A 21129-nucleotide genomic window follows, 5' to 3' on the forward strand; every position below is an offset into this window, starting at 1 on the left:
AAGACTGACCTGAAATATTCTTTCAGGTCAGTCACCTACGAAAAATCTGCACAAAAAAATAGATTACTGCAAAAATAAAAAAACAAATAAACGTCCAACTCAAATTATAAAGGGCACTATAGCTTTTATTTACCGAACGAGAGAGATAGATGTCTTCTTTTTTAATGTGTCTGGAGGATATGTTGCGATACAAGCGGATATAATAAAGACAATAAAGTAATAAAGGCGGTATTACCCATCCACCTGTAGGTTTGCCAAATATAAGCGTAAGTATAATGGAGACAGCAAAGAAAAGTAGAAAGACGATTTGCGCTTTGGATTCTATTTTTTTTAATTCACTTCTTACGCCTTCTGCGTGCTGTTCTTGCCAGCGCCGCAGCGTACTAACACTAAATTGATAGTGTTCACATAATTCCTTATTAGGAGCACCCTTTTTGACTGCTGTAAAATTTTAGCAATTTGTTCATCAGTGAAACGGGCTTTAGCCATCTTCAACCCTCCGTGGTTGAATCAGATAATCCAGGCGCGAAACCTGGATTATCTTTTTGAAAGAGATTAGCGACGAACAGCGATCGCTTCGATCTCAATCTTCACGTCTTTTGGCAGACGAGCAACTTCAACGCAAGAACGTGCCGGGAAGGTGGCGTTGTGTTCGGTGAAGAACGCTTCGTAAGTGGCGTTTACGGTTGCGAAGTCGTTCAGATCTTTCACAAACACGGTGGTTTTAACGATATCGCCCACTTTCAGACCTGCCGCTTCCACGATCGCTTTTACGTTATCCAGCGATTGACGCGCCTGTGCAGCGACGTCTGCCGGTACTTCGCCAGTTTTCGGGTTTACCGGGATCTGACCGGAAGTGATGATCATACTGCCCAGATCAACGCCCTGAACATACGGACCGATAGCTGCGGGTGCATTTTCCGTCGCGATAGTTTTGCTCATGATTTCTCCTTTATTACAGCGGTAAAAAGTCTGGCTCATTATAGGGAGCCTAACATTTATTACCAACCGCAATTAATTGGCCAGCACCACATTATGCGAAAACTCTTTTTCACAATATTTGCATTTGAGCGCAATATCATTGGCGCGTTTTCTCACGGCAAAGCTGGAAGAAACCGGTTCTGCATGGCTGATACAGTTGCTGTTCGGGCAGACCAGCACATTATCAATACGTTCCGGCAGGCTGGGGCGTGATTTGCCGACCACTTCATAGTTGTCGATACGGTTTACCGTGGCTTGCGGCGCATACAGTGCCAGTTGGTCTACTTGATCTTCATTTAAAAAGGTATTTTCGATTTTGATCAGATCCTTGCGGCCCATCTCGCCGGAAGGTAGGTTCAGACCGATGGTGATGCGCTGATCGGTTTCGGTTAACTTGAACAAGCTCAACAGCTTAAAACCGATCTGGGCGGGGATATGGTCAATTACCGTGCCGCGTTTAATAGCTTCAACCTGCAATTTATTATCGTGTGTCATCTCTATTTCCCCTTACAGTACCAGATCGCGATTCAGAACCAGTGCCAGTAACGCCTGGCGAGCGAAAATCCCATTGCCTGCTTGCTGGAAGTACCAGGCGTGCGGCGTTTTATCGACATCCGTCGCAATTTCATCAATACGCGGCAGCGGATGCAGCACTTTCATATTGGCTTTGGCGTTGTGAAGATCGCTGGCGCGCAGGACAAACTGTGCTTTGACGTTGGCGTATTCGGACGGGTCCAGACGCTCTTTTTGCACGCGAGTCATATACAGAATGTCCACTTCCGCCATCACTTCTTCAATGGAACTATGCAGACTCCAGGCGATACCTTTTTCATCGAGCATATCCAGAATGTACTGCGGCATTGCCAGCGCATCCGGGGCGATGAAGTAGAAACGGTTGCCATCGAATTTCGCCAGCGCCTGGGTCAGGGAGTGAACGGTGCGACCATATTTCAGGTCGCCGACCATTGCGACGCGAAGATTGTCCAGACGTCCCTGGGTTTCCTGAATGGTGAACAGATCCAGCAAGGTTTGCGTCGGATGTTGGTTGGAGCCATCACCGGCATTCAGTACCGGTACATTGCCGGAAAACTCGGTGGCCAGGCGTGCCGCACCTTCCTGTGGATGGCGCATCACAATCGCATCGACGTAAGTGCTGATAACTGAGATGGTATCAGCCAGCGTTTCGCCTTTTTTACCCAGTGAAGTATTAGCGCTGTCGGAGAAGCCCACCACGCTGGCACCCAGGCGGTGCATTGAGGTTTCGAAAGAGAGGCGGGTGCGGGTTGATGCTTCGAAGAAGCAACTGGCAATCACTTTATGTTTCAACAGTTCTGGTTGCGGGTTCGCTTTCAGTTTCGCCGCTGTCGCCAGCACCAGATTAAGGTCATCGCGACTAAGGTCATTTATGGAAATGATGTGTTTTTGATATAGCGGATTAGCCATGTTTATCTCCTGACGCCTGGGCAAAAAAAAGCCCCTCGATTGAGGGGCTGGGAATGAGTGATCAACGGGAAGAAAAACGGCAGGCCAGCGTCTTTTTTCAGACGCGGTAAGACAAAATGTCGAACACACTGAACCATACATCCTCCCGGCAAATTGTCCGGCATTATACTCAGCCAGAAAGTGGAATCAAGCTATTAATGCAAGAACCCCCCAAGGTAAACGATTGTTGTGAATTTATATGCTTTAAATTTGAATTTATAATGAAATAAATTTTTGAAAAATGTGGGTGGAAAAATATGCGCTGGCGCAATCAGGCGGCAAAAAATGCTGGTATGGCAGCAAGGAATTACGTATAACAAGAGAAATGAAACGATGTTTTAATTGAGGAAGAAAAAAATGATCATCGGAAATATTCATAATCTCCAGCAATGGTTGCCGGAAGAATTACGTCAGGCGATTGAGTATATTAAAGCGCACGTTACGGCAGAAACGCCAAAAGGTAAGCATGATATCGAAGGCAACCGTCTGTTTTATCTTATCTCTGAAGATATGACTGAGCCGTATGAAGCGCGTCGCGCGGAGTACCATGCCCGCTATCTCGACATTCAGATTGTGCTAAAAGGGCAGGAAGGCATGACCTTCAGCACTCAACCTGCAGGCACGCCGGATACTGACTGGTTAGCCGATAAAGATATCGCCTTTTTGCCGGAAGGCGTTGAGGAGAAAACAGTCATCCTCAATGAAGGCGACTTTGTCGTGTTCTATCCGGGGGAAGTACACAAGCCACTGTGCGCAGTGGGCGAGCCAGCCCAGGTTCGCAAAGCGGTTGTGAAAATGCTGATGGCGTAAGCGGGTTATGCCGGTGGCGACGTTACGCCGCCTCCGGTACTGACGTTATTGGGCGAGCGTCGCGACCATCACTGCTTTGATGGTATGCATGCGGTTTTCCGCCTGATCAAAAACAATACTGGCAGCAGATTCAAAGACCTCATCCGTCACTTCCATCCCACTGTGCAGGCCAAATTCTTCTGCCATCTTTTTACCTAACGTCGTTTGGTCGTCATGAAACGCGGGCAGGCAGTGGAGGAATTTGACCTCCGGGTTACCAGTTAACTGCATCATCTTGCTATTCACCTGATAATCACGCAGCAATGCAATCCGTTCAGCCCATTTCTCTTTTGCTTCACCCATCGACACCCACACATCGGTATAGATAAAGTCAGCACCTTTAACGCCAGTCGCGACATCTTCTGTCAGAGTAATATTCCCGCCATTTTGTTGTGCCAGGGCGCGGCATTCCATAACCAGCGAAGATTCCGGCCAGCATGCCTGTGGCGCCACCAGACGCAAATCCAGACCGGTCAGCGCGGCCGCTTCCAACATTGAGTTACCCATGTTGTTGCGTGCATCTCCGGCATAAACCAGCGTCATCTCATTAAACGCTTTACCCGGTAAATGTTCTTGCATGGTCAGCAGATCTGCCAGCAGTTGCGTGGGGTGGAACTCATTGGTCAGCCCATTCCATACCGGGACGCCAGCGTATTCCGCCAGTGTTTCGACAATCTCCTGACCATAGCCGCGATACTGAATACCGTCATACATGCGGCCAAGCACGCGGGCGGTATCTTTAATTGACTCTTTATGGCCAATCTGGCTGCCGCTTGGGCCGAGATAAGTGACGCGAGCGCCCTGGTCATATGCGGCAACTTCGAAAGAGCATCGGGTACGGGTTGAGTCTTTTTCGAAGATGAGCGCGATGTTTTTACCGGTGAGTCTGGCTTCTTCTTTACCGCTTTTTTTATCTGCTTTTAGTTTAGCGGCTAGCTGGAGCAGGGTGTTGAGTTCAGCTGGCGTGAAATCAAGTAATTTCAGGAAATGCTTATGATAAAACCCGGACATAGATCCCTCCTGTGGCTTACGCCATAATGAATTAAAATTCAATTTATATGTATGAATATTCATTTGCAAGCCTAAAGCATAAAACTTTGTCACAAAGGTGGAGGCAATGTCAGTGGTGTGTGACAATAAGAGTATCAGCAGGACATTAAGAGGAATAAGTCATGGCAAACCCGGAACAACTCGAAGAACAGCGTGAAGAAACACGTTTGATTATTGAAGAATTACTGGAAGATGGCAGCGATCCGGACGCGCTGTACACCATCGAACATCACCTTTCCGCAGACGATCTGGAAACCCTGGAAAAAGCAGCGGTTGAAGCGTTTAAACTCGGTTACGAAGTGACCGATCCGGAAGAGCTGGAAGTGGAAGATGGCGATATCGTAATTTGCTGTGACATCCTCAGCGAATGCGCGTTGAATGCCGATCTGATCGATGCCCAGGTTGAGCAATTGATGAACCTGGCAGAGAAATTCGACGTTGAATACGATGGTTGGGGCACTTACTTTGAAGATCCTAACGGCGAAGAGGGCGACGATGAAGATTATGTCGACGAAGACGATGACGGTGTTCGCCATTAATTAATTGATTAAAATGCCCGATAGCACACACTAGCGGGCATTTTTTTAGAGTTCGCGCAACATCCGCACTTCACAATCAACATGGCCCGTGCAGCCAAGTGCATGGTCGATATGTTGAAAACCTAAATGTTCATACAAACCAATCGCTTCTTTCAAAAAAGCGGTCGTTTCCAGATAGCAGCGTTTGAAACCCATTTCTCGTGCCTGCTCCATCGCCATTAAGGCCAGTTTTTTCGCCAACCCTTTGCCGCGAATAGCAGGAAGAAAATACATTTTCTGCAGTTCGCAAATGTCCGCTTCACTACCAGTTAATGGCGCAATCCCGCCACCGCCGACCACTTCGCCATTGTACTCAACCACCCAATAGGCATGACCAGGCTGGCTGTACACTTGATACAGCTCGTCGAGATTCGGATCGGCAACGGTGTAGCCTTTATCGGCGGTAAGACCATACTCTGCGGAAACCTGACGAATGACGCGGGCGATAGCAGGATTATCGGCGGCAGTAAGTTTGCGCAGACGGAGTGCGGGCGAAACAACAACATTCATAGCATAGCTCAATTTCAAATGTATGATTTATAGCTCCCTTTAATACCACCCTCGCTTATGTGGCGCAAGAAGAAGATAAATCAGAAAATATTAAGCATATATCTCTGAGATAAAGCGTATTCTAGGCGGACCAGTATCAATTTACTGGAATTATTATCTGTATGAATGGAATTTATTTTAGGGATATAGTTTATGAATGATGTAAACATCGGGAAAGATAATTCTCGGCACTCGTTTGTTTTCACAGGCAAGGGTGGTGAGTATTTTCTTATTTGTCTTGTGAATTTTTTACTGACAATTATTACTCTGGGAATATATGGGCCGTGGGCATTAGTGAAATGCCGTCGTTATATTTATCAGCATGTTACACTCAAGGGGCAACCATTTAGTTATAAGGGAACAGGTGGTGCCATTTTTGTTAGCATGTTACTTATTATGATCGTTTATTTTTTCAGTATTTCTTGTTTTGCAGGTCAACACTTTGTTCTTGCTTTTCTCCTGTTTGCTCTCTTGATCTGCGGTATTCCTTGCATGGCTGTGAAGAGTCTGCAGTATCAGGCGAACATGACCTCACTGAATGGTATTCGCTTTGGCTTTAACTGCTCAATGCTCCGTGCATGGTGGGTTATGTTAGGTCTGCCTGTTCTGTTGGCATTAGCTTTTTGGCTCGCACTGTACCTTATTGCGCAAGTGACGACATCGATAGGAGGATTATTCTTTAACTTAGTCGCGTTAAGTTTGCTTTCTGCCATCGGGCTGGGTGTCGTCCATGGTATAACCTATAGTAAATGGATGCCATTACTGGGTAACAATGCAACTTTTGGCATTCATAAATTTTCTATTCAGGTAAACGTAAAAGAATGCATTAAAGGATGTACACTCGCAATATTAACCATGGCTCCTTTCATCATTGTGATCGGTATTATGATTGCGCCAGTATTCCAGCAGTTAATGATGATGAGCATGTTGGGTAGGTCTGATGCTGGCAGTGAGCTTGTATTACAATATTACCCGCAGATTATGGCTTCTTATTTCCTGTATTTTGTTGCGATCCTTGTGTTTGCCAGTTATCTCTATGTCACGTTACGCAATCTGTTTTTGAATAATCTGACACTGGCAAATGGAACAATTCGTTTTCATTCATCTGTTACCGCGATCGGTATGCTTCTGCGCATGTTGGCGGTATTAATGGGGTCCTCAATTACCTGTGGTCTGGCTTATCCCTGGCTGAAAATGTGGATGGTTAGCTGGATTGCTAACAATACCCATGTCCAGGGCGACCTTGATTCGCTGGAGTTAACCAATGATGACAAACCGCAGGATAGCGGTCCGTTAATGTGGATTTCTCGCGGTATTATGCCGTATGTTCCGTTTATCTAAATAAAAAGGCCGGAGCATGCTCCGGCCTTCGTTTTCTTCACAGTGTTGATTACAGCGCGGCGATAACTGCCTGCTGTTCAATCAGCTTCGCTTTCGCTTCCGCATAACCTTCCAGCTTTTCACGCTCTTTCGCGATGACCGCTTCCGGTGCGCGCGCTACAAAGCCTTCGTTCGCCAGCTTGTTCTCGATGCGGCTGATTTCACCTTCAATCTTCGCCACTTCTTTCGCCAGACGCGCCAGCTCATCTTCTTTGTTAATGAGGCCAGCCATCGGGATCAGCAGCTCTGCACCGTCGACGATCTTAGTAACGGAAACCGGACCTTTGTCATCGACAGGTAGCACGGTGATGCTTTCCAGACGCGCCAGCGTTTGCAGGAAGCCACGGTTTTCATTTACGCGACGTTCTGCATCCGCGCTGCAACCACGCAGCAGCAGCTCCAGCGGTTTGCCCGGGGCGATGTTCATTTCTGCACGGATGTTACGTACCGCAACGATCGCCTGCTTCAGCCACTCGGTGTCAGCCAGTGCGGCTTCATCAACCTGAGACGCATCGTACTGCGGGAACGGTTGCAGCATGATGGTGTCGGCAGTGATGCCGCAAAGTACTTTCACACGCTGCCAGATGGTTTCGGTGATGAACGGAATGATCGGATGCGCGAGGCGCAGCAGACCTTCCAGCACGGTCACCAGCGTATGGCGAGTACCGCGCAGTTCGGCTTCGGTGCCACCGTTCATTACCGGCTTAGTCAGCTCCAGATACCAGTCACAGAACTGGTTCCAGGTGAATTCATAGAGAATGCCTGCGGCGATATCGAAGCGGAAGCTGTCCAGCGCTTCGCGGTACGCTTTGATGGTCTGGTTGAACTCAGCCAGAATCCAGCGATCCGCCAGCGACAGTGTCATTTCACCGCCGTTAAAGCCGCAATCCTGACCTTCTGTGTTCATCAGCACAAAGCGGCTGGCGTTCCACAGCTTGTTACAGAAGTTACGGTAGCCTTCCAGACGCTTCATATCCCAGTTGATGTCACGACCGGTAGAAGCCAGCGCCGCCAGGGTGAAGCGCAGCGCGTCAGTACCGTGCGGCTCAATGCCGTTTGGGAACTGCTTCTCGGTGCGCTTACGGATTTTGTCCGCCAGCTGCGGCTGCATCATATTGCCGGTACGTTTTTCCAGCAGTTCCGGCAGCGAAATACCGTCAACCATATCCAGCGGGTCGATAACGTTACCCTTGGATTTAGACATCTTCTGGCCTTCGTCATCACGAATCAGGCCGGTCATGTAAACGGTGTGGAACGGCACCTGCGGTTTGCCATTTTCATCTTTGATGAAGTGCATGGTCATCATGATCATGCGGGCAATCCAGAAGAAGATGATGTCGAAACCAGATACCATCACGCTGGTTGGGTGGAACTGACGTAGGGCGTCGGTGTTTTCCGGCCAGCCAAGGGTAGAGAAGGTCCACAGCGCGGAGGAGAACCAGGTATCGAGAACGTCTTCGTCCTGACGTAGAGCAACGTCGGCACCGAGGTTATTTTCTTTACGCACTTCATCTTCGTTGCGGCCAACATAAACGTTACCCGCTTCGTCGTACCATGCCGGGATACGGTGACCCCACCACAGCTGACGAGAGATACACCAGTCCTGAATATCGCGCATCCAGGAGAAGTACATGTTTTCGTACTGCTTCGGTACGAACTGAATATCGCCGTTCTCAACCGCTTCAACCGCCGGTTTCGCCAGTACATCGGCACGCACGTACCACTGGTCGGTCAGCATCGGTTCGATAACCACGCCGCCACGGTCGCCGTAAGGAACGGTCAGATCGTGCGGTTTAATTTCTTCCAGCAGGCCGAGCGCGTCAACCGCAGCAACGATCGCTTTACGCGCAGCAAAACGCTCCAGTTTCTGGAACTCTGCCGGGATCTCGCTGGAATAAACGTCAGATTCGTTACCTTTGGTATCGAACACCTGGGCGCTTTCACGGATATCACCGTCAAAGGTCAGGATGTTGATCATCGGCAGGGCGTGACGTTTACCGACTTCATAGTCGTTAAAGTCGTGTGCCGGAGTGATCTTCACGCAGCCGGTGCCTTTTTCCATGTCGGCGTGTTCGTCGCCAACGATCGGAATACGACGGTTAACCAGCGGCAGAACGACATATTTGCCAATCAGATCTTTATAACGCGGATCTTCCGGGTTAACGGCCACGCCGGTATCGCCCAGCAGGGTTTCCGGACGGGTAGTCGCAACCACCAGATAATCTTTACCGTCTGCGGTTTTCGCGCCGTCAGCCAGCGGATAGCGGATGTGCCACATCGAACCTTTCGATTCGCGGTTTTCTACTTCCAGGTCAGAAATAGCGGTACGCAGTTTCGGGTCCCAGTTTACCAGGCGCTTGCCACGGTAAATCAGGTCTTCTTTATACAGACGAACGAAAACTTCTTTCACCGCATTGGACAGGCCTTCGTCCATGGTGAAGCGTTCACGCTCCCAGTCGACGGAGTTGCCGAGACGGCGCATCTGACGGGTAATGGTGCCGCCGGATTCCGCTTTCCATTCCCAGATTTTGTCGATGAAAGCTTCGCGGCCGTAGTCGTGACGGGTTTTACCTTCTTCTGCGGCAATCTTGCGCTCAACGACCATCTGGGTAGCGATCCCGGCGTGGTCAGTACCGACCTGCCACAGGGTGTTTTTGCCCTGCATGCGCTGATAGCGGATCATGGTATCCATGATGGTTTGCTGGAAGGCGTGACCCATATGCAAACTGCCGGTGACGTTCGGCGGCGGGATCATGATGCAGAAACTTTCCTGGCTTTCATCGCCATTAGGCTTAAAGTAGCCCTGCTTTTCCCAGTGCTCGTAAAGCGGCTGTTCGATATCTTGTGGGTTGTATGTCTTTTCCATTATTTCCAGGTTGCCGTATTCAGGTTGAAACCAGCCACGCGGTAGGCTTTATAGCGTTCGCGCGCCAGTTGTTTCAGAGAATCTTCATAAGGGACGAAGTCTACCACTTCTGTGAAAGCGGTGGCAAAATCTGCAAAGCTTGTTCGCAGACTAATCAATATATCGCGCGGGCTGCTGCTACGTTTTTGCGGCCAGGCGATCTCCACCGGCGCACCTCCGCGCGGTCCTTCTCCCGCTAAATTATGCGGAACAAAGCTTTCTGCCGGACGCGCCCACAGGGCTTCATCCAGCCGGTAAGCCTGCTTTTCATCTTCACAGGCGATAAGCACGCGCTTACCACTGCGCCAACGTTCTGCGGCAATTTCACACACCAGCTGTTCAACGGCGCTTAAGCCATCGACGGTGGTGTCATTGTCCAGAAGGTAGAACGTTGCGTTTTTCATATATGGGGCTTCTTGTGGTGGATTTAAATATGCATCTGGTAATACACAGCATTGCCTGATGCGACGCTGCCGCGTCTTATCAGGCCTACGAGTTCAGTGCTGTGTGTCGGTCGGATAAGGCGTTCACGCCGCATCCGACAATAACAACATTGCCTGATGCGACGCTGCCGCGTCTTATCAGGCCTACGAGTTCGGTGCTGTGTGTAGGTCGGATAAGGCGTTCACGCCGCATCCGACAATAACAGCATTGCCTGATGCGACGCTGCCGCGTCTTATCAGGCCTACGAGTTCAGTGCTGTGTGTCGGTCGGATAAGGCGTTCACGCCGCATCCGACAATAACAACATTGCCTGATGCAATTACTCTTCGCCGTTAAACCCGGCTCGATTCAACAGGAACTGTGCCAGCAACGCCACCGGACGACCGGTTGCGCCTTTTGCTTTACCAGAACGCCAGGCGGTTCCTGCAATATCCAGGTGCGCCCAGTTGTACTTGCGGGTAAAGCGAGACAGGAAGCAACCTGCGGTAATTGCCCCACCAGGACGACCGCCAATATTCGCCATATCGGCAAAATTGGACTCCAGCTGTTCCTGATACTCGTCACCCAGCGGTAAACGCCATGCGCGGTCACCGGATTGTTCAGATGCAGCAATCAGCTCATGGGCCAGCGGGTTATGGTTCGCCATCAGACCGGTAATGTGATGACCCAGCGCGATCACGCAGGCACCGGTCAGCGTCGCCACGTCAATCACCGCTTCCGGCTCAAAACGCTCAACGTAAGTTAACACATCGCACAGTACCAGGCGGCCTTCGGCGTCGGTATTCAGCACTTCTACGGTTTGACCGGACATGGTGGTTAACACATCGCCCGGACGATAGGCACGTCCGCCAGGCATGTTTTCGCAGCCTGCCAGCACGCCGATAACGTTAATCGGCAGTTGCAGTTCCGCGACCATCCGCATCACGCCATAAACCGCCGCCGCACCGCACATATCGTACTTCATCTCATCCATGCCTTCTGAAGGCTTGATGGAGATACCGCCGGAGTCGAAGGTTAAACCTTTACCCACCAGCACGATTGGGCGTGCATCTTCCGACGCGTTGCCTTTGTACTCAATCACTGACATCAGCGATTCGTTCTGCGAACCCTGACCGACTGCCAGATAGGAATGCATCCCCAGCTCTTTCATCTGCTGTTCGCCGATAACGCGGGTAATAACATTCTTGCTGTAGCTGTCAGCCAGCTGGCGCGCCTGAGAGGCGAGGTAAGCGGCGTTACAGATATTCGGCGGCATATTGCCGAGATCTTTCGCAGCTTTAATCCCGGCGGCAATCGCCAGACCGTGCTGGATCGCGCGCTCCCCGCTGGTCAGTTCACGGCGGGTCGGCACGTTGAACACCATTTTACGCAGCGGACGACGCGGTTCGCTCTTGTTCGTTTTCAGCTGATCAAAACTGTAGAGCGTCTCTTTTGCCGTCTCGACCGCCTGGCGTACTTTCCAGTAGTTATTACGACCTTTGACGTGCAGCTCGGTCAGGAAGCAGACCGCTTCCATCGAGCCAGTATCATTCAGCGTATTAATGGTTTTCTGAATGACTTGTTTGTACTGGCGCTCATCCAGCTCACGTTCTTTACCGCAACCAATAAGAAGGATGCGCTCAGAAAGCACGTTAGGCACATGGTGGAGCAACAGTGTCTGCCCCGGTTTTCCTTCCAGTTCGCCTCGGCGCAGCAGGGCGCTGATGTACCCATCGCTGATTTTATCGAGCTGTTCTGCAATCGGAGAAAGGCGACGTGGTTCGAAGACGCCCACGACGATGCAGGCACTCCGCTGTTTCTCCGGGCTACCGCTTTTTACACTAAACTCCATGCACTACGCTCCTGAATCTTAAAGACAACGGCGGTGGCTACAGATAGAATTGCAAGCTTTCGTAACTCATGTCCGCTGTTGCGATGACTTCGTGTTAATCTTAACGTTATTACGGCATTGGCACGTCAGAACAAAATCTGAGAGGTGAATCCGTTGAGTATAATTATCTTAGCGACGATTTCGACGACTCAAGAGAATAAATGACGTTTAAGCCATGAAACAAGCTAAAATCCTGCAAAAGACGAGTTTTTACGGGCGTATTTAAAGTGATAATCATAAGATATCTGGTGCGGGAGACGCTCAAAAGCCAGCTGGCGATACTCTTCATCTTGCTTTTGATCTTCTTCTGTCAAAAGTTAGTGAGGATCCTCGGCGCAGCGGTTGACGGCGATATTCCGGCGAATCTGGTGCTCTCCCTGTTGGGGCTGGGCGTGCCGGAAATGGCGCAGCTTATCCTGCCATTAAGCCTGTTCCTCGGGCTGCTGATGACGTTGGGTAAACTGTATACCGAAAGTGAAATTACGGTAATGCATGCCTGCGGCCTGAGCAAAGCGGTTCTGGTGAAAGCGGCGATGGTTCTCGCGGTGTTCACGGCGATTGTCGCGGCGGTTAACGTTATGTGGGCGGGGCCGTGGTCATCGCGCCATCAGGATGAAGTGCTGGCAGAAGCGAAAGCTAACCCAGGCATGGCGGCGCTGGCGCAAGGGCAATTCCAGCAAGCGACTAATGGCAGCTCGGTGCTGTTCATCGAAAGCGTTGACGGCAGCGATTTCAAAGATGTGTTCCTCGCGCAAATTCGACCAAAAGGTAACGCGCGTCCTTCTGTGGTGGTGGCCGATTCCGGACATTTAACGCAACTGCGCGACGGATCCCAGGTTGTCAGCCTCAACCAGGGAACGCGCTTCGAAGGCACTGCACTGTTACGTGATTTCCGCATTACGGACTTCCAGGATTATCAGGCGATCATTGGTCACCAGGCGGTGGCGCTCGACCCGAACGATACCGACCAGATGGACATGCGCACGTTGTGGAACACCGACACCGATCGCGCCCGTGCGGAGCTAAACTGGCGTATCACGCTGGTATTCACCGTCTTTATGATGGCGTTGATGGTCGTACCGCTGAGCGTGGTTAACCCGCGTCAGGGTCGTGTCCTGTCGATGCTGCCAGCCATGCTGCTGTATCTGCTTTTCTTCCTGATCCAGACCTCCCTGAAATCGAACGGCGGTAAAGGTAAGCTGGACCCGACGCTGTGGATGTGGACCGTTAACCTGATTTATCTGGCTTTAGCGATTGTTCTCAACCTTTGGGATACGGTGCCGGTTCGCCGCCTGCGCGCCAGTTTTTCGCGTAAAGGAGCGGTGTGATGCAACCTTTTGGTGTTCTTGACCGCTATATCGGTAAAACCATTTTCACCACCATCATGATGACGCTGTTCATGCTGGTGTCGCTTTCCGGCATTATCAAGTTTGTCGATCAGCTGAAAAAAGCCGGGCAGGGGAGTTACGACGCGGTAGGCGCGGGGATGTATACCCTGCTGAGCGTGCCGAAAGATGTGCAAATCTTCTTCCCGATGGCGGCCCTGCTGGGCGCGTTGCTCGGACTGGGGATGCTGGCGCAGCGCAGCGAACTGGTGGTGATGCAGGCTTCTGGTTTTACCCGCATGCAAGTAGCGCTGTCGGTAATGAAAACCGCCATTCCGCTGGTTTTACTGACGATGGCGATTGGCGAATGGGTCGCGCCGCAGGGCGAACAGATGGCGCGTAACTACCGCGCGCAGGCGATGTACGGTGGTTCGTTGCTCTCTACTCAACAAGGTTTATGGGCCAAAGATGGTGACAACTTTGTCTATATTGAGCGAGTAAAAGGTGACGAAGAGTTAGGTGGTATCAGTATTTATGCCTTTAACGAGAATCGTCGTCTGCAATCCGTTCGCTATGCCGCTTCCGCGAAGTTTGACCCTGAACATAAAGTCTGGCGTCTGTCGCAGGTTGATGAGTCTGACCTGACCAATCCAAAACAGATAACCGGTTCGCAGACGGTGAGCGGCACCTGGAAAACCAACCTCACGCCGGACAAACTGGGCGTGGTGGCGCTGGATCCGGATGCGCTCTCCATCAGTGGTTTGCACAACTACGTGAAGTATCTGAAGTCGAGCGGTCAGGACGCCGGGCGCTACCAGCTTAATATGTGGAGCAAAATCTTCCAGCCGCTATCCGTGGCGGTAATGATGCTGATGGCGCTGTCATTTATCTTCGGCCCGCTGCGCAGCGTGCCGATGGGCGTGCGCGTGGTCACCGGTATTAGCTTCGGTTTTGTGTTCTACGTACTGGATCAGATCTTCGGCCCGCTGACGCTGGTTTACGGCATTCCGCCGATTATCGGCGCACTGTTGCCAAGCGCCAGTTTCTTCTTAATTAGCCTGTGGCTGTTAATGAGAAAATCGTAACCTGATGAACGAAGAAAGGGAGCTAAAGCTCCCTTTCTTATTGTTAGTAAAGTGGCGTAGGCCTGATAAGCGTAGTGCATCAGGCAAAGGCAAGTTGGTGTGAGAGAACACAAACAGCGCCTGACTTACCTTTTTCTCCCCCCAAGCAAACTCCCCAGCACACCGCGTACAATCTGATTCGTCACCTGGCGGGCGGCGCTTTTCGCCATTGTTTGCACCACGCCATCTTTCTTTCCGCCGCGTGGTCCGGTAGTGCCAAACAAAATATCCTTCAACCCACCCAGAATACCGTCATCTTCACTTATCTCTTTCCCTTTGGCCGGAGGGGTATTTTGCTGCTCGGTACTTGCCTGTACGCCTTTTTGCAACATCTCATAGGCGGATTCCCGGTCCACGTCATCTTCATACTTGCCGTACACCGGGGAGTGATTAATCAAGCCATTACGCTCATCTTCTGTCACTGGCCCCATCCGTGAACAAGGCGCGATCACCATCGCACGCTCTACCACAGAAGGGCTTCCTTTCGCATCCAGAAAAGAGATCAACGCTTCGCCGGTTCCTAGTTCCTGAATCGCCTTTTCCGTATCAAATGCAGGATTAGGTCGCATGGTTTGCGCTGCCGTCTTCACCGCTTTCTGGTCTTTCGGTGTAAAGGCGCGCAGAGCGTGCTGAACGCGATTACCCAACTGCCCAAGCACGTTGTCCGGAATATCAGAAGGGTTTTGCGAAACAAACCAGACGCCCACGCCTTTTGAACGGATAAGCCTTATTACCTGTTCAATCTTATCCAGCAGCACCTGCGGCGCATCGTTAAACAACAGATGCGCTTCGTCGAAGAAAAACACCAGTTTCGGTTTATCCAGATCGCCTGCTTCCGGCAATTGTTCATACAACTCTGAAAGCATCCACAACAGGCTGGCGGCGTACAGTTTAGGCATCTGGTAGAGTTTTTCGGCGCTAAGGATATTGATAACACCCTTACCGTTGGCATCGGTACGCATCCAGTCTTTGATATCCAGCATCGGCTCGCCAAAGAAATGCGTTGCCCCTTGCTGTTCCAGCGTCAGTAATCCGCGCTGGATGGCACCAACCGATGCGCTACTGATATTACCGTACTGATTCTGGAATGATTTGGCGTTATCACCGATGTATTGGGTAATCGCCCGCAAATCTTTAAAGTCGAGAAGCAACAATCCCTGATCGTCAGCAATACGGAAAATGATATTCAGGACGCCAGATTGCACATCGTTGAGATTCAACAAACGCGCCAGCAACAACGGCCCGAGATCCGATACCGTTGCCCGCACTGGATGACCTTTCTCACCAAAAATATCCCATACCACCACTGGATTCGCATGTGGTTGCCAGTCGTTGACGCCGATATTTTTCAACCGAGCGAGCAGTTTTTCCGAGGTCGTACCTTCTGCCGCAACCCCGGTCAAATCACCTTTTACATCGGCCATAAACACCGGAACGCCGATTTCTGACAGAGATTCCGCCAGTTTTTGCAGCGTGACAGTTTTACCTGTCCCCGTTGCGCCAGTGATCAGTCCGTGACGGTTAGCCATAGCGGGTAGTAAAAACAGTTCTGTGTCCGGCGTGCGGGCAATTAAACGTGGTTCGCTCATGAGATTTCCTCCAGTTCCCTGTCTGGAGTATAGGCACGGTTAAAAAGTTTTCACCACTAAATTCAGCCGATTGCGAGATATCTTAAAGGCCTGGCAGAAGCGACCCAACAAAGTCTCCGCAATTCATAATTGTAGGCATCGCACCTTGCCAGAAGTTGATCTGATTATCGCGAATACAGGCGCCGCAGTGACCACGGCTGCGCGGCGCTACCCTGGGCAATAACGCGGCGAATCACCTTATGTTCGGTAATTAGCGGATATTGCGACAATCCCTATTCGTTATTGATTATTGACATGCTTTTGTTGTTCTTTGGTCTTGCCCGGGAAGTATAGAGCATGGCTGAGCGGGGCCTGGAGTGTGACAAAGGTTACACATCGCTGTATGCAATGCTGAAAATTTCAGCACTTAGCGAGGTGCGAGCAAGCTGGCGCTTGCATGGTGGCGTGCGACAGGTATAATCCACAACGTTTTCCGCATACCTCTTCAGTGCCGAAGTGGCGAAATCGGTAGACGCAGTTGATTCAAAATCAACCGTAGAAATACGTGCCGGTTCGAGTCCGGCCTTCGGCACCAAAAGTATGTAAATAGACCTCAACTGAGGTCTTTTTTTATGTCTAAAATCCAGTATTTATCTACCTTTCCAGCTACATTAACTCTCTCAAGGTCAACCGACATCAACGTACATCTACCAACACATGTTGGTATAGATGATGGTATTTCCGGTTCGATAATGCTTGTACCAACAGGGAGGGGATAAATATGGCGTTAACAGATATCAAAGTCAGAACAGCCAAGCCAACGGATAAGCAATATAAGCTGACTGATGGCAGCGGTATGCACCTACTTGTCCATCCAAATGGTTCGAAGTACTGGCGTTTGCAGTACCGTTATGACGGCAAGCAAAAGATGCTGGCACTTGGGGTTTATCCAGAAATCACACTGGCGGATGCCAGAGCACGTCGTGACGAAGCGCGTAAGCTGCTAGCGAATGGCGTCGATCCGGGAGACAAAAAGAAAAATGATAAGGTTGAACAGAGTAAAGCACGAACCTTCAAAGAGATGGCGATCGAGTGGCATGGCACCAATAAAAAGTGGTCTGAAGATCACGCCCATCGTGTACTAAAAAGCCTGGAAGATAATCTCTTCGCAGCACTTGGTGAGCGTAATATCGCTGAGTTAAAAACTCGCGATTTATTAGCACCTATTAAAGCCGTAGAGATGTCTGGACGCCTTGAGGTTGCTGCGCGTCTTCAACAGCGCACTACCGTTATCATGCGTTATGCAGTACAAAGTGGGTTAATTGATTATAACCCGGCACAAGAGATGGCTGGGGCGGTAGCTTCCAGTAATCGACAACATCGTCCGGCGCTGGAATTAAAGCGCATCCCTGAGTTACTTGAGAAAATAGACAGCTATACCGGCAGACCCCTAACCCGCTGGGCAACAGAACTCACTTTGCTTATCTTTATTCGGTCCAGTGAGCTGCGTTTTGCTCGCTGGTCAGAAATCTATTTTGAAACTCAATGTGGACCATCCCGCCTGAGCGAGAGCCTATTCCTGATGTGAAACATTCTCAGCGAGGTTCAAAGATGCGCACACCGCATCTGGTGCCGCTTTCAAAACAGGCACTGGCGATCCTGAAGCAGATAAAACAGTTCTGTGGCGAACATGAGCTGATCTTCATTGGCGATCATGATCCGCGTAAGCCAATGAGTGAAAACACCGTAAACGGTGCGCTACGGGTCATGGGATATGATACTAAGGTTGAGGTTTGCGGCCATGGCTTCCGCACAATGGCCTGTAGTTCGTTAATTGAGTCAGGGCTATGGTCGAAGGATGCGGTGGAAAGGCAGATGAGCCATATGGAACGTAACTCAGTGAGGGCGGCGTATATCCATAAAGCGGAACATCTGGATGAACGAAAGCTGATGTTGCAGTGGTGGGCGGATTTTCTGGATGCCAATCGGGAGAGAGCGATTACGCCGTTTGACTATGCGAAGATCAATCGGGGTAATGGCGAGTGAGTTGAATGCCGTTATTCCTAGGCTGATGTTTAAATTAAAAAGACCAACCAGCCCGCTTAGGACTGGTTGGTCGTTGTATTTTTTTTCGTTGTTATCAGAATTCCATCTGCCAGGTACAGAGCCGACAGGCAAAAAGGATGTCTGCAATAATGCCTTGAATGTACATATAGTTGCGAGCATCATCGCAAATATGTGCTCATGGATTCTTCAATGCAATGACCTCTGACAAAACCCTAAAGCAAGCGATATCAAATATCACTATCTGGCGTAAAGGCGAACAACGTGCGCCACATAAGCCATTATTGCTGCTGTACGTTCTCTCACACTATCGGCAGGGTCATGGTCGCCTGTTTAACTATGGTTCTGAAATCTACGAGCCCCTGTTGGATCTCCTGGAACGTTATGGACCGCAGCGCCGTGACCAGCGCCCGGACATGCCCTTCTGGCGTCTGAAGGGCGATGGCTTCTGGGAACTACATAACGCGGAACTGTGCTCAACCAGTGGTAGCCGCCAGCCGCCCCGACGTGAACTCATTGAATATAATGTTGCTGGTGGATTTGATGCCGATAATTTTGCTTTGGTGGCAAAAAATCACAGGTTAATTGATACGCTGGCGCAGCAGCTCCTGGAGGCGCATTTCCCGGCCAGTATTCAGGAAGAGATAGCTGACGAGATGGGTTTTGATATTCGCACCTCTCTCCGTCAACGCGATCCGAAGTTTCGCCAGATGGTGCTACGTGCTTACAATTATCAGTGCGCTATCTGCGGCTTTAACATGCGCCACGACAATGCGCCGATTGCTCTGGAAGCTGCTCATATCAAATGGAAGCAGCACCATGGCCCTTGTGAAGTACCTAATGGCTTGGCATTGTGTGCAATCCACCATAAAGCGTTTGATCACGGTTCGATTGGCCTGGATGAAAATATGCGTGTGGTGGTTTCCGGTGCGGTAAATGGTGGTGGAGTGGTACAGCGACTGTTCTGGGATTTTGCGGGAAAAGCGATTGCGTTGCCACCGGTTAAAGAAAATTATCCGGGCGAACAGTTTGTGGAATGGCACAGGAAAGAGGTGTTCAGAGGCGAGCATTGATCTGGGGTAGGGCAGTTATTTTGCGTGTGGTATACAAACTATTCAGCCGTATTAGCTCAGATTTTACCTGATACATCTATTGCATAGAGCCAAACCTAATCTGACAGGCAGTTCTGTGTCAGAAGCGGCCATTACTAGTCTATGCTGCAATAATTCTTTGGGGGCAGGTCAGGTACACCCTCATACATGCACAAATTTTTGAGCCGCTAAGTCTTATTTTGCTGATGACCTTATGGATAGAGGATGTAATGACACCGTTAACCTGAGATGAACTCTAGTATTGGACAAGACGAAGTTGCGAGCGGTGATTATTCTGTATATCTTGGATATTTCTCATTGAGATCTTAGGACTGTAGTGGTCAACAAAAACTGGCCACCGCGTTAGCGTTTTTCCAGTATCGATTTTCCGATTCGTTTGGGGGTAACCCACCGTTATATTCGTGCGGTCTTAGTGCGCTGTAATATCCAACGATATAGTCCGTTATGGCGTGAGCTGACTCGCTGAAGCTTACGTAACCCACCACCGGCATCCACTCGTTCTTCAGACTCCTGAAGAAGCGTTCCATTGGGCTGTTATCTCCGCAGTTTCCGCGCCGGCTCATACTCTGCCTGATCCGGTATCGCCACAGTAACTGCCGGAACTGTCTGCTCGTATAATGACTGCCCTGGACGCCCTTCTAAGAGTCAAGACGTTATCGGGATGCTGTTAACATACCTGTTTTGATTTCGTAGTAATGTATAAACTTCGCGTGAGATATAGCGCTTCAGACAGCGTATTGCTTCCATTTTTGTATGTCCTTCGGCTACTCGCCTGGCGACATATTCCTTAGTTTTATCGTCAGTTCGTAAACGTCCGATAGCGATGATGTGAAGTGCACTATTTGCAGCACAATCCCCACCCCGGTTAAGTCGGTAACGGCTCGTTTTTCCTGAAGATACGGGAACCGGGCTGACACCACACAGCGCCGCAAAACCTGATTCGGTTCTTAACCGTTGGGGATTGTCTCCGGCAGTGATCAGTAACTGCGAAGCGCTTTCGTATCCAACGGCATGACGTTTAATCAGTTCAGGTGCCAGTTCATCGACGATTGCCGCAATCATGACATCCAGATCGGCGATTTCATCATGTAACTCGAGATAGCGTCGGGAAAGGGATTTCAATGCAATGCGATAAACGTTGGTAACATTACGGTATTCACTGGCATCAGGCCTCCAGGATCCCAGAGTCCTGATGAGCTGCATACGTGTCATATTTCTGAGTTGTTCGCGCAATTCATCCGGTGCAGAAATAATATTGGAATGGATAATCTGGAGAGCGACTCTGCGGGCTGATATTGTTGTTTTGCGGCAAGTTTTTAGCACCCGCAGGAATTCAATCATACCATCGCGCGTTTTGGGAGTAACTGTTCTTATTCCGGAGAATGCTGCATGTGCAGCACACTCAGCATCAATCGTGTCACTTTTTCCCCGCTTGCGTCGCTCCATTCGATCTGGTGCTGTCACTTCAAGAACTTCCACCCCTGCATTCTGAAAATAACGAAGCAGCCCTGAACCATAGGTACCTGTACACTCAACCCCAGTTCGCTTTAACGTCCCAAATGAGACCATCCATACCAGCATCTGCCGGTAACCTTGCCGTGTTGTGGAGAAATACCGGGTCCCTGGGACTTTATTGTTCTCATCTACGACAGCGGCAACGTGCAGATCTTTATGTGTATCCACGCCACCCACAACAGCGGCTTCGGTATCTTTATCAGCCATGACAGAGCTCCTGTGAGGAAACAGAGTTGAATCTCCAGACAGATAACCCGGACAGGACAGTAACGAGACAAGCCGTCAGGCCCTTCTTGAGTCACGCGCATCGGTGAGGAGATGCCTCGCATGAAGG

General features: G+C 50.2%; 19 protein-coding genes, 1 tRNA gene and 3 pseudogenes. 10 read left to right on the forward strand and 13 right to left on the reverse strand.

Annotation, left to right across the window (positions count from 1 at the left end; all coding sequences use genetic code 11):
• Positions 1–31: 31 nt before the first annotated feature.
• The 5 genes and pseudogenes from FEM44_RS25570 to pyrL form a co-directional block, all read right to left on the reverse strand.
• Positions 32–489: pseudogene (locus FEM44_RS25570) on the reverse strand (transposase).
• Between the two features lie 66 nt (positions 490–555).
• Complete coding sequence (locus FEM44_RS13925) at positions 556–942, reverse strand: enamine/imine deaminase (RefSeq protein ID WP_000047542.1); 387 nt, start codon at positions 940–942, stop codon at positions 556–558.
• A gap of 72 nt (positions 943–1014) precedes the next feature.
• The gene (gene pyrI, locus FEM44_RS13930; RefSeq protein ID WP_097748119.1) at positions 1015–1476 is read right to left on the reverse strand and encodes an aspartate carbamoyltransferase regulatory subunit; all 462 of its coding nucleotides are present in this window, start codon (positions 1474–1476) and stop codon (positions 1015–1017) included.
• A 12-nt stretch (positions 1477–1488) separates the two neighbouring features.
• The gene (gene pyrB, locus FEM44_RS13935; RefSeq protein WP_000013052.1) at positions 1489–2424 is read right to left on the reverse strand and encodes an aspartate carbamoyltransferase; all 936 of its coding nucleotides are present in this window, start codon (positions 2422–2424) and stop codon (positions 1489–1491) included.
• A 2-nt stretch (positions 2425–2426) separates the two neighbouring features.
• Positions 2427–2561, reverse strand: a complete 135-nt coding sequence (pyrL, locus tag FEM44_RS13940; RefSeq protein WP_001296693.1) for a pyr operon leader peptide — start codon at positions 2559–2561, stop codon at positions 2427–2429.
• 259 nt (positions 2562–2820) lie between these two features.
• On the opposite strand from pyrL, the gene tabA reads away from it, so the two are divergent.
• Positions 2821–3273 (forward strand): toxin-antitoxin biofilm protein TabA, encoded by a 453-nt coding sequence (gene tabA, locus FEM44_RS13945; protein WP_000583474.1) that lies wholly within the window; start codon positions 2821–2823, stop codon positions 3271–3273.
• Between the two features lie 45 nt (positions 3274–3318).
• Here tabA and argF read toward each other — a convergent pair whose 3' ends face one another.
• A complete protein-coding gene (gene argF / locus FEM44_RS13950) occupies positions 3319–4323 on the reverse strand; it encodes an ornithine carbamoyltransferase (RefSeq protein ID WP_135523679.1) in 1005 nt (334 codons plus the stop codon).
• 161 nt (positions 4324–4484) lie between these two features.
• Here argF and rraB point away from each other — a divergent pair, with 161 nt between their 5' ends.
• Positions 4485–4901, forward strand: coding sequence for a ribonuclease E inhibitor RraB (rraB, locus tag FEM44_RS13955; protein WP_135523680.1), 417 nt, complete (start codon positions 4485–4487; stop codon positions 4899–4901).
• 45 nt (positions 4902–4946) lie between these two features.
• On the opposite strand, the gene FEM44_RS13960 is transcribed toward rraB, so the two are convergent.
• Positions 4947–5450, reverse strand: coding sequence for a GNAT family N-acetyltransferase (locus FEM44_RS13960; protein ID WP_135523681.1), 504 nt, complete (start codon positions 5448–5450; stop codon positions 4947–4949).
• Positions 5451–5642: 192 nt separating this feature from the next.
• Between FEM44_RS13960 and FEM44_RS13965 the strand changes: the two genes are divergently transcribed.
• Positions 5643–6830, forward strand: a complete 1188-nt coding sequence (locus tag FEM44_RS13965; RefSeq protein WP_135523682.1) for a YjgN family protein — start codon at positions 5643–5645, stop codon at positions 6828–6830.
• 49 nt (positions 6831–6879) lie between these two features.
• On the opposite strand, the gene valS is transcribed toward FEM44_RS13965, so the two are convergent.
• The 3 genes from valS to pepA form a co-directional block, all read right to left on the reverse strand.
• Positions 6880–9735, reverse strand: coding sequence for a valine--tRNA ligase (valS, locus tag FEM44_RS13970; RefSeq protein ID WP_135523683.1), 2856 nt, complete (start codon positions 9733–9735; stop codon positions 6880–6882).
• Positions 9735–10178, reverse strand: coding sequence for a DNA polymerase III subunit chi (holC, locus tag FEM44_RS13975; protein WP_000786399.1), 444 nt, complete (start codon positions 10176–10178; stop codon positions 9735–9737). Before holC ends, valS begins: the two co-directional genes overlap by 1 nt.
• Before the next feature lie 358 nt (positions 10179–10536).
• Positions 10537–12048 (reverse strand): leucyl aminopeptidase, encoded by a 1512-nt coding sequence (gene pepA / locus FEM44_RS13980; protein WP_000397144.1) that lies wholly within the window; start codon positions 12046–12048, stop codon positions 10537–10539.
• 153 nt (positions 12049–12201) lie between these two features.
• Between pepA and ytgA the strand changes: the two genes are divergently transcribed.
• The 3 genes from ytgA to lptG all read left to right on the forward strand — a co-directional run bounded on the left by ytgA (position 12202) and on the right by lptG (position 14497).
• The gene (ytgA, locus tag FEM44_RS25285; RefSeq protein ID WP_211180521.1) at positions 12202–12252 is read left to right on the forward strand and encodes a protein YtgA; all 51 of its coding nucleotides are present in this window, start codon (positions 12202–12204) and stop codon (positions 12250–12252) included.
• A gap of 62 nt (positions 12253–12314) precedes the next feature.
• Entirely contained in the window at positions 12315–13415 is a 1101-nt protein-coding gene (gene lptF / locus FEM44_RS13985) for an LPS export ABC transporter permease LptF (protein ID WP_105290081.1), read from the forward strand.
• Positions 13415–14497 carry an LPS export ABC transporter permease LptG gene (gene lptG / locus FEM44_RS13990; RefSeq protein WP_105290080.1) on the forward strand — a complete coding sequence of 361 codons (1083 nt, stop codon included), beginning with the start codon at positions 13415–13417 and terminating at the stop codon, positions 14495–14497. The genes lptF and lptG overlap by 1 nt, the downstream gene beginning before the upstream one ends.
• 125 nt (positions 14498–14622) lie before the next feature.
• On the opposite strand, the gene FEM44_RS13995 is transcribed toward lptG, so the two are convergent.
• Positions 14623–16125: a helicase HerA-like C-terminal domain-containing protein gene (locus FEM44_RS13995; RefSeq protein WP_130206088.1), complete on the reverse strand. Its 1503-nt coding sequence runs from the start codon at positions 16123–16125 to the stop codon at positions 14623–14625.
• Positions 16126–16461: 336 nt separating this feature from the next.
• Between FEM44_RS13995 and FEM44_RS25760 the strand changes: the two genes are divergently transcribed.
• The 4 genes and pseudogenes from FEM44_RS25760 to FEM44_RS14015 all read left to right on the forward strand — a co-directional run bounded on the left by FEM44_RS25760 (position 16462) and on the right by FEM44_RS14015 (position 19241).
• Positions 16462–16584 (forward strand): hypothetical protein, encoded by a 123-nt coding sequence (locus FEM44_RS25760; protein ID WP_276606503.1) that lies wholly within the window; start codon positions 16462–16464, stop codon positions 16582–16584.
• 30 nt (positions 16585–16614) lie between these two features.
• Positions 16615–16699 (forward strand) — tRNA-Leu (locus tag FEM44_RS14005).
• A gap of 186 nt (positions 16700–16885) precedes the next feature.
• A pseudogene (locus FEM44_RS14010) lies at positions 16886–18150 on the forward strand (tyrosine-type recombinase/integrase).
• A 215-nt stretch (positions 18151–18365) separates the two neighbouring features.
• Positions 18366–19241, forward strand: coding sequence for a phosphorothioated DNA-binding restriction endonuclease (locus FEM44_RS14015; RefSeq protein ID WP_135523684.1), 876 nt, complete (start codon positions 18366–18368; stop codon positions 19239–19241).
• Positions 19242–19600: 359 nt separating this feature from the next.
• On the opposite strand, the pseudogene FEM44_RS14020 reads toward FEM44_RS14015, so the two are convergent.
• Together FEM44_RS14020 and FEM44_RS14025 are read right to left on the reverse strand one after the other, a co-directional pair.
• Positions 19601–19909, reverse strand: a pseudogene (locus tag FEM44_RS14020) (integrase core domain-containing protein); the annotation flags it as partial.
• 16 nt (positions 19910–19925) lie between these two features.
• Positions 19926–21002 (reverse strand): IS110 family transposase, encoded by a 1077-nt coding sequence (locus FEM44_RS14025; protein ID WP_135523685.1) that lies wholly within the window; start codon positions 21000–21002, stop codon positions 19926–19928.
• Positions 21003–21129: the final 127 nt, after the last annotated feature.

It is taken from the genome of Escherichia sp. E4742 (assembly GCF_005843885.1).
Lineage (GTDB): Bacteria > Pseudomonadota > Gammaproteobacteria > Enterobacterales > Enterobacteriaceae > Escherichia.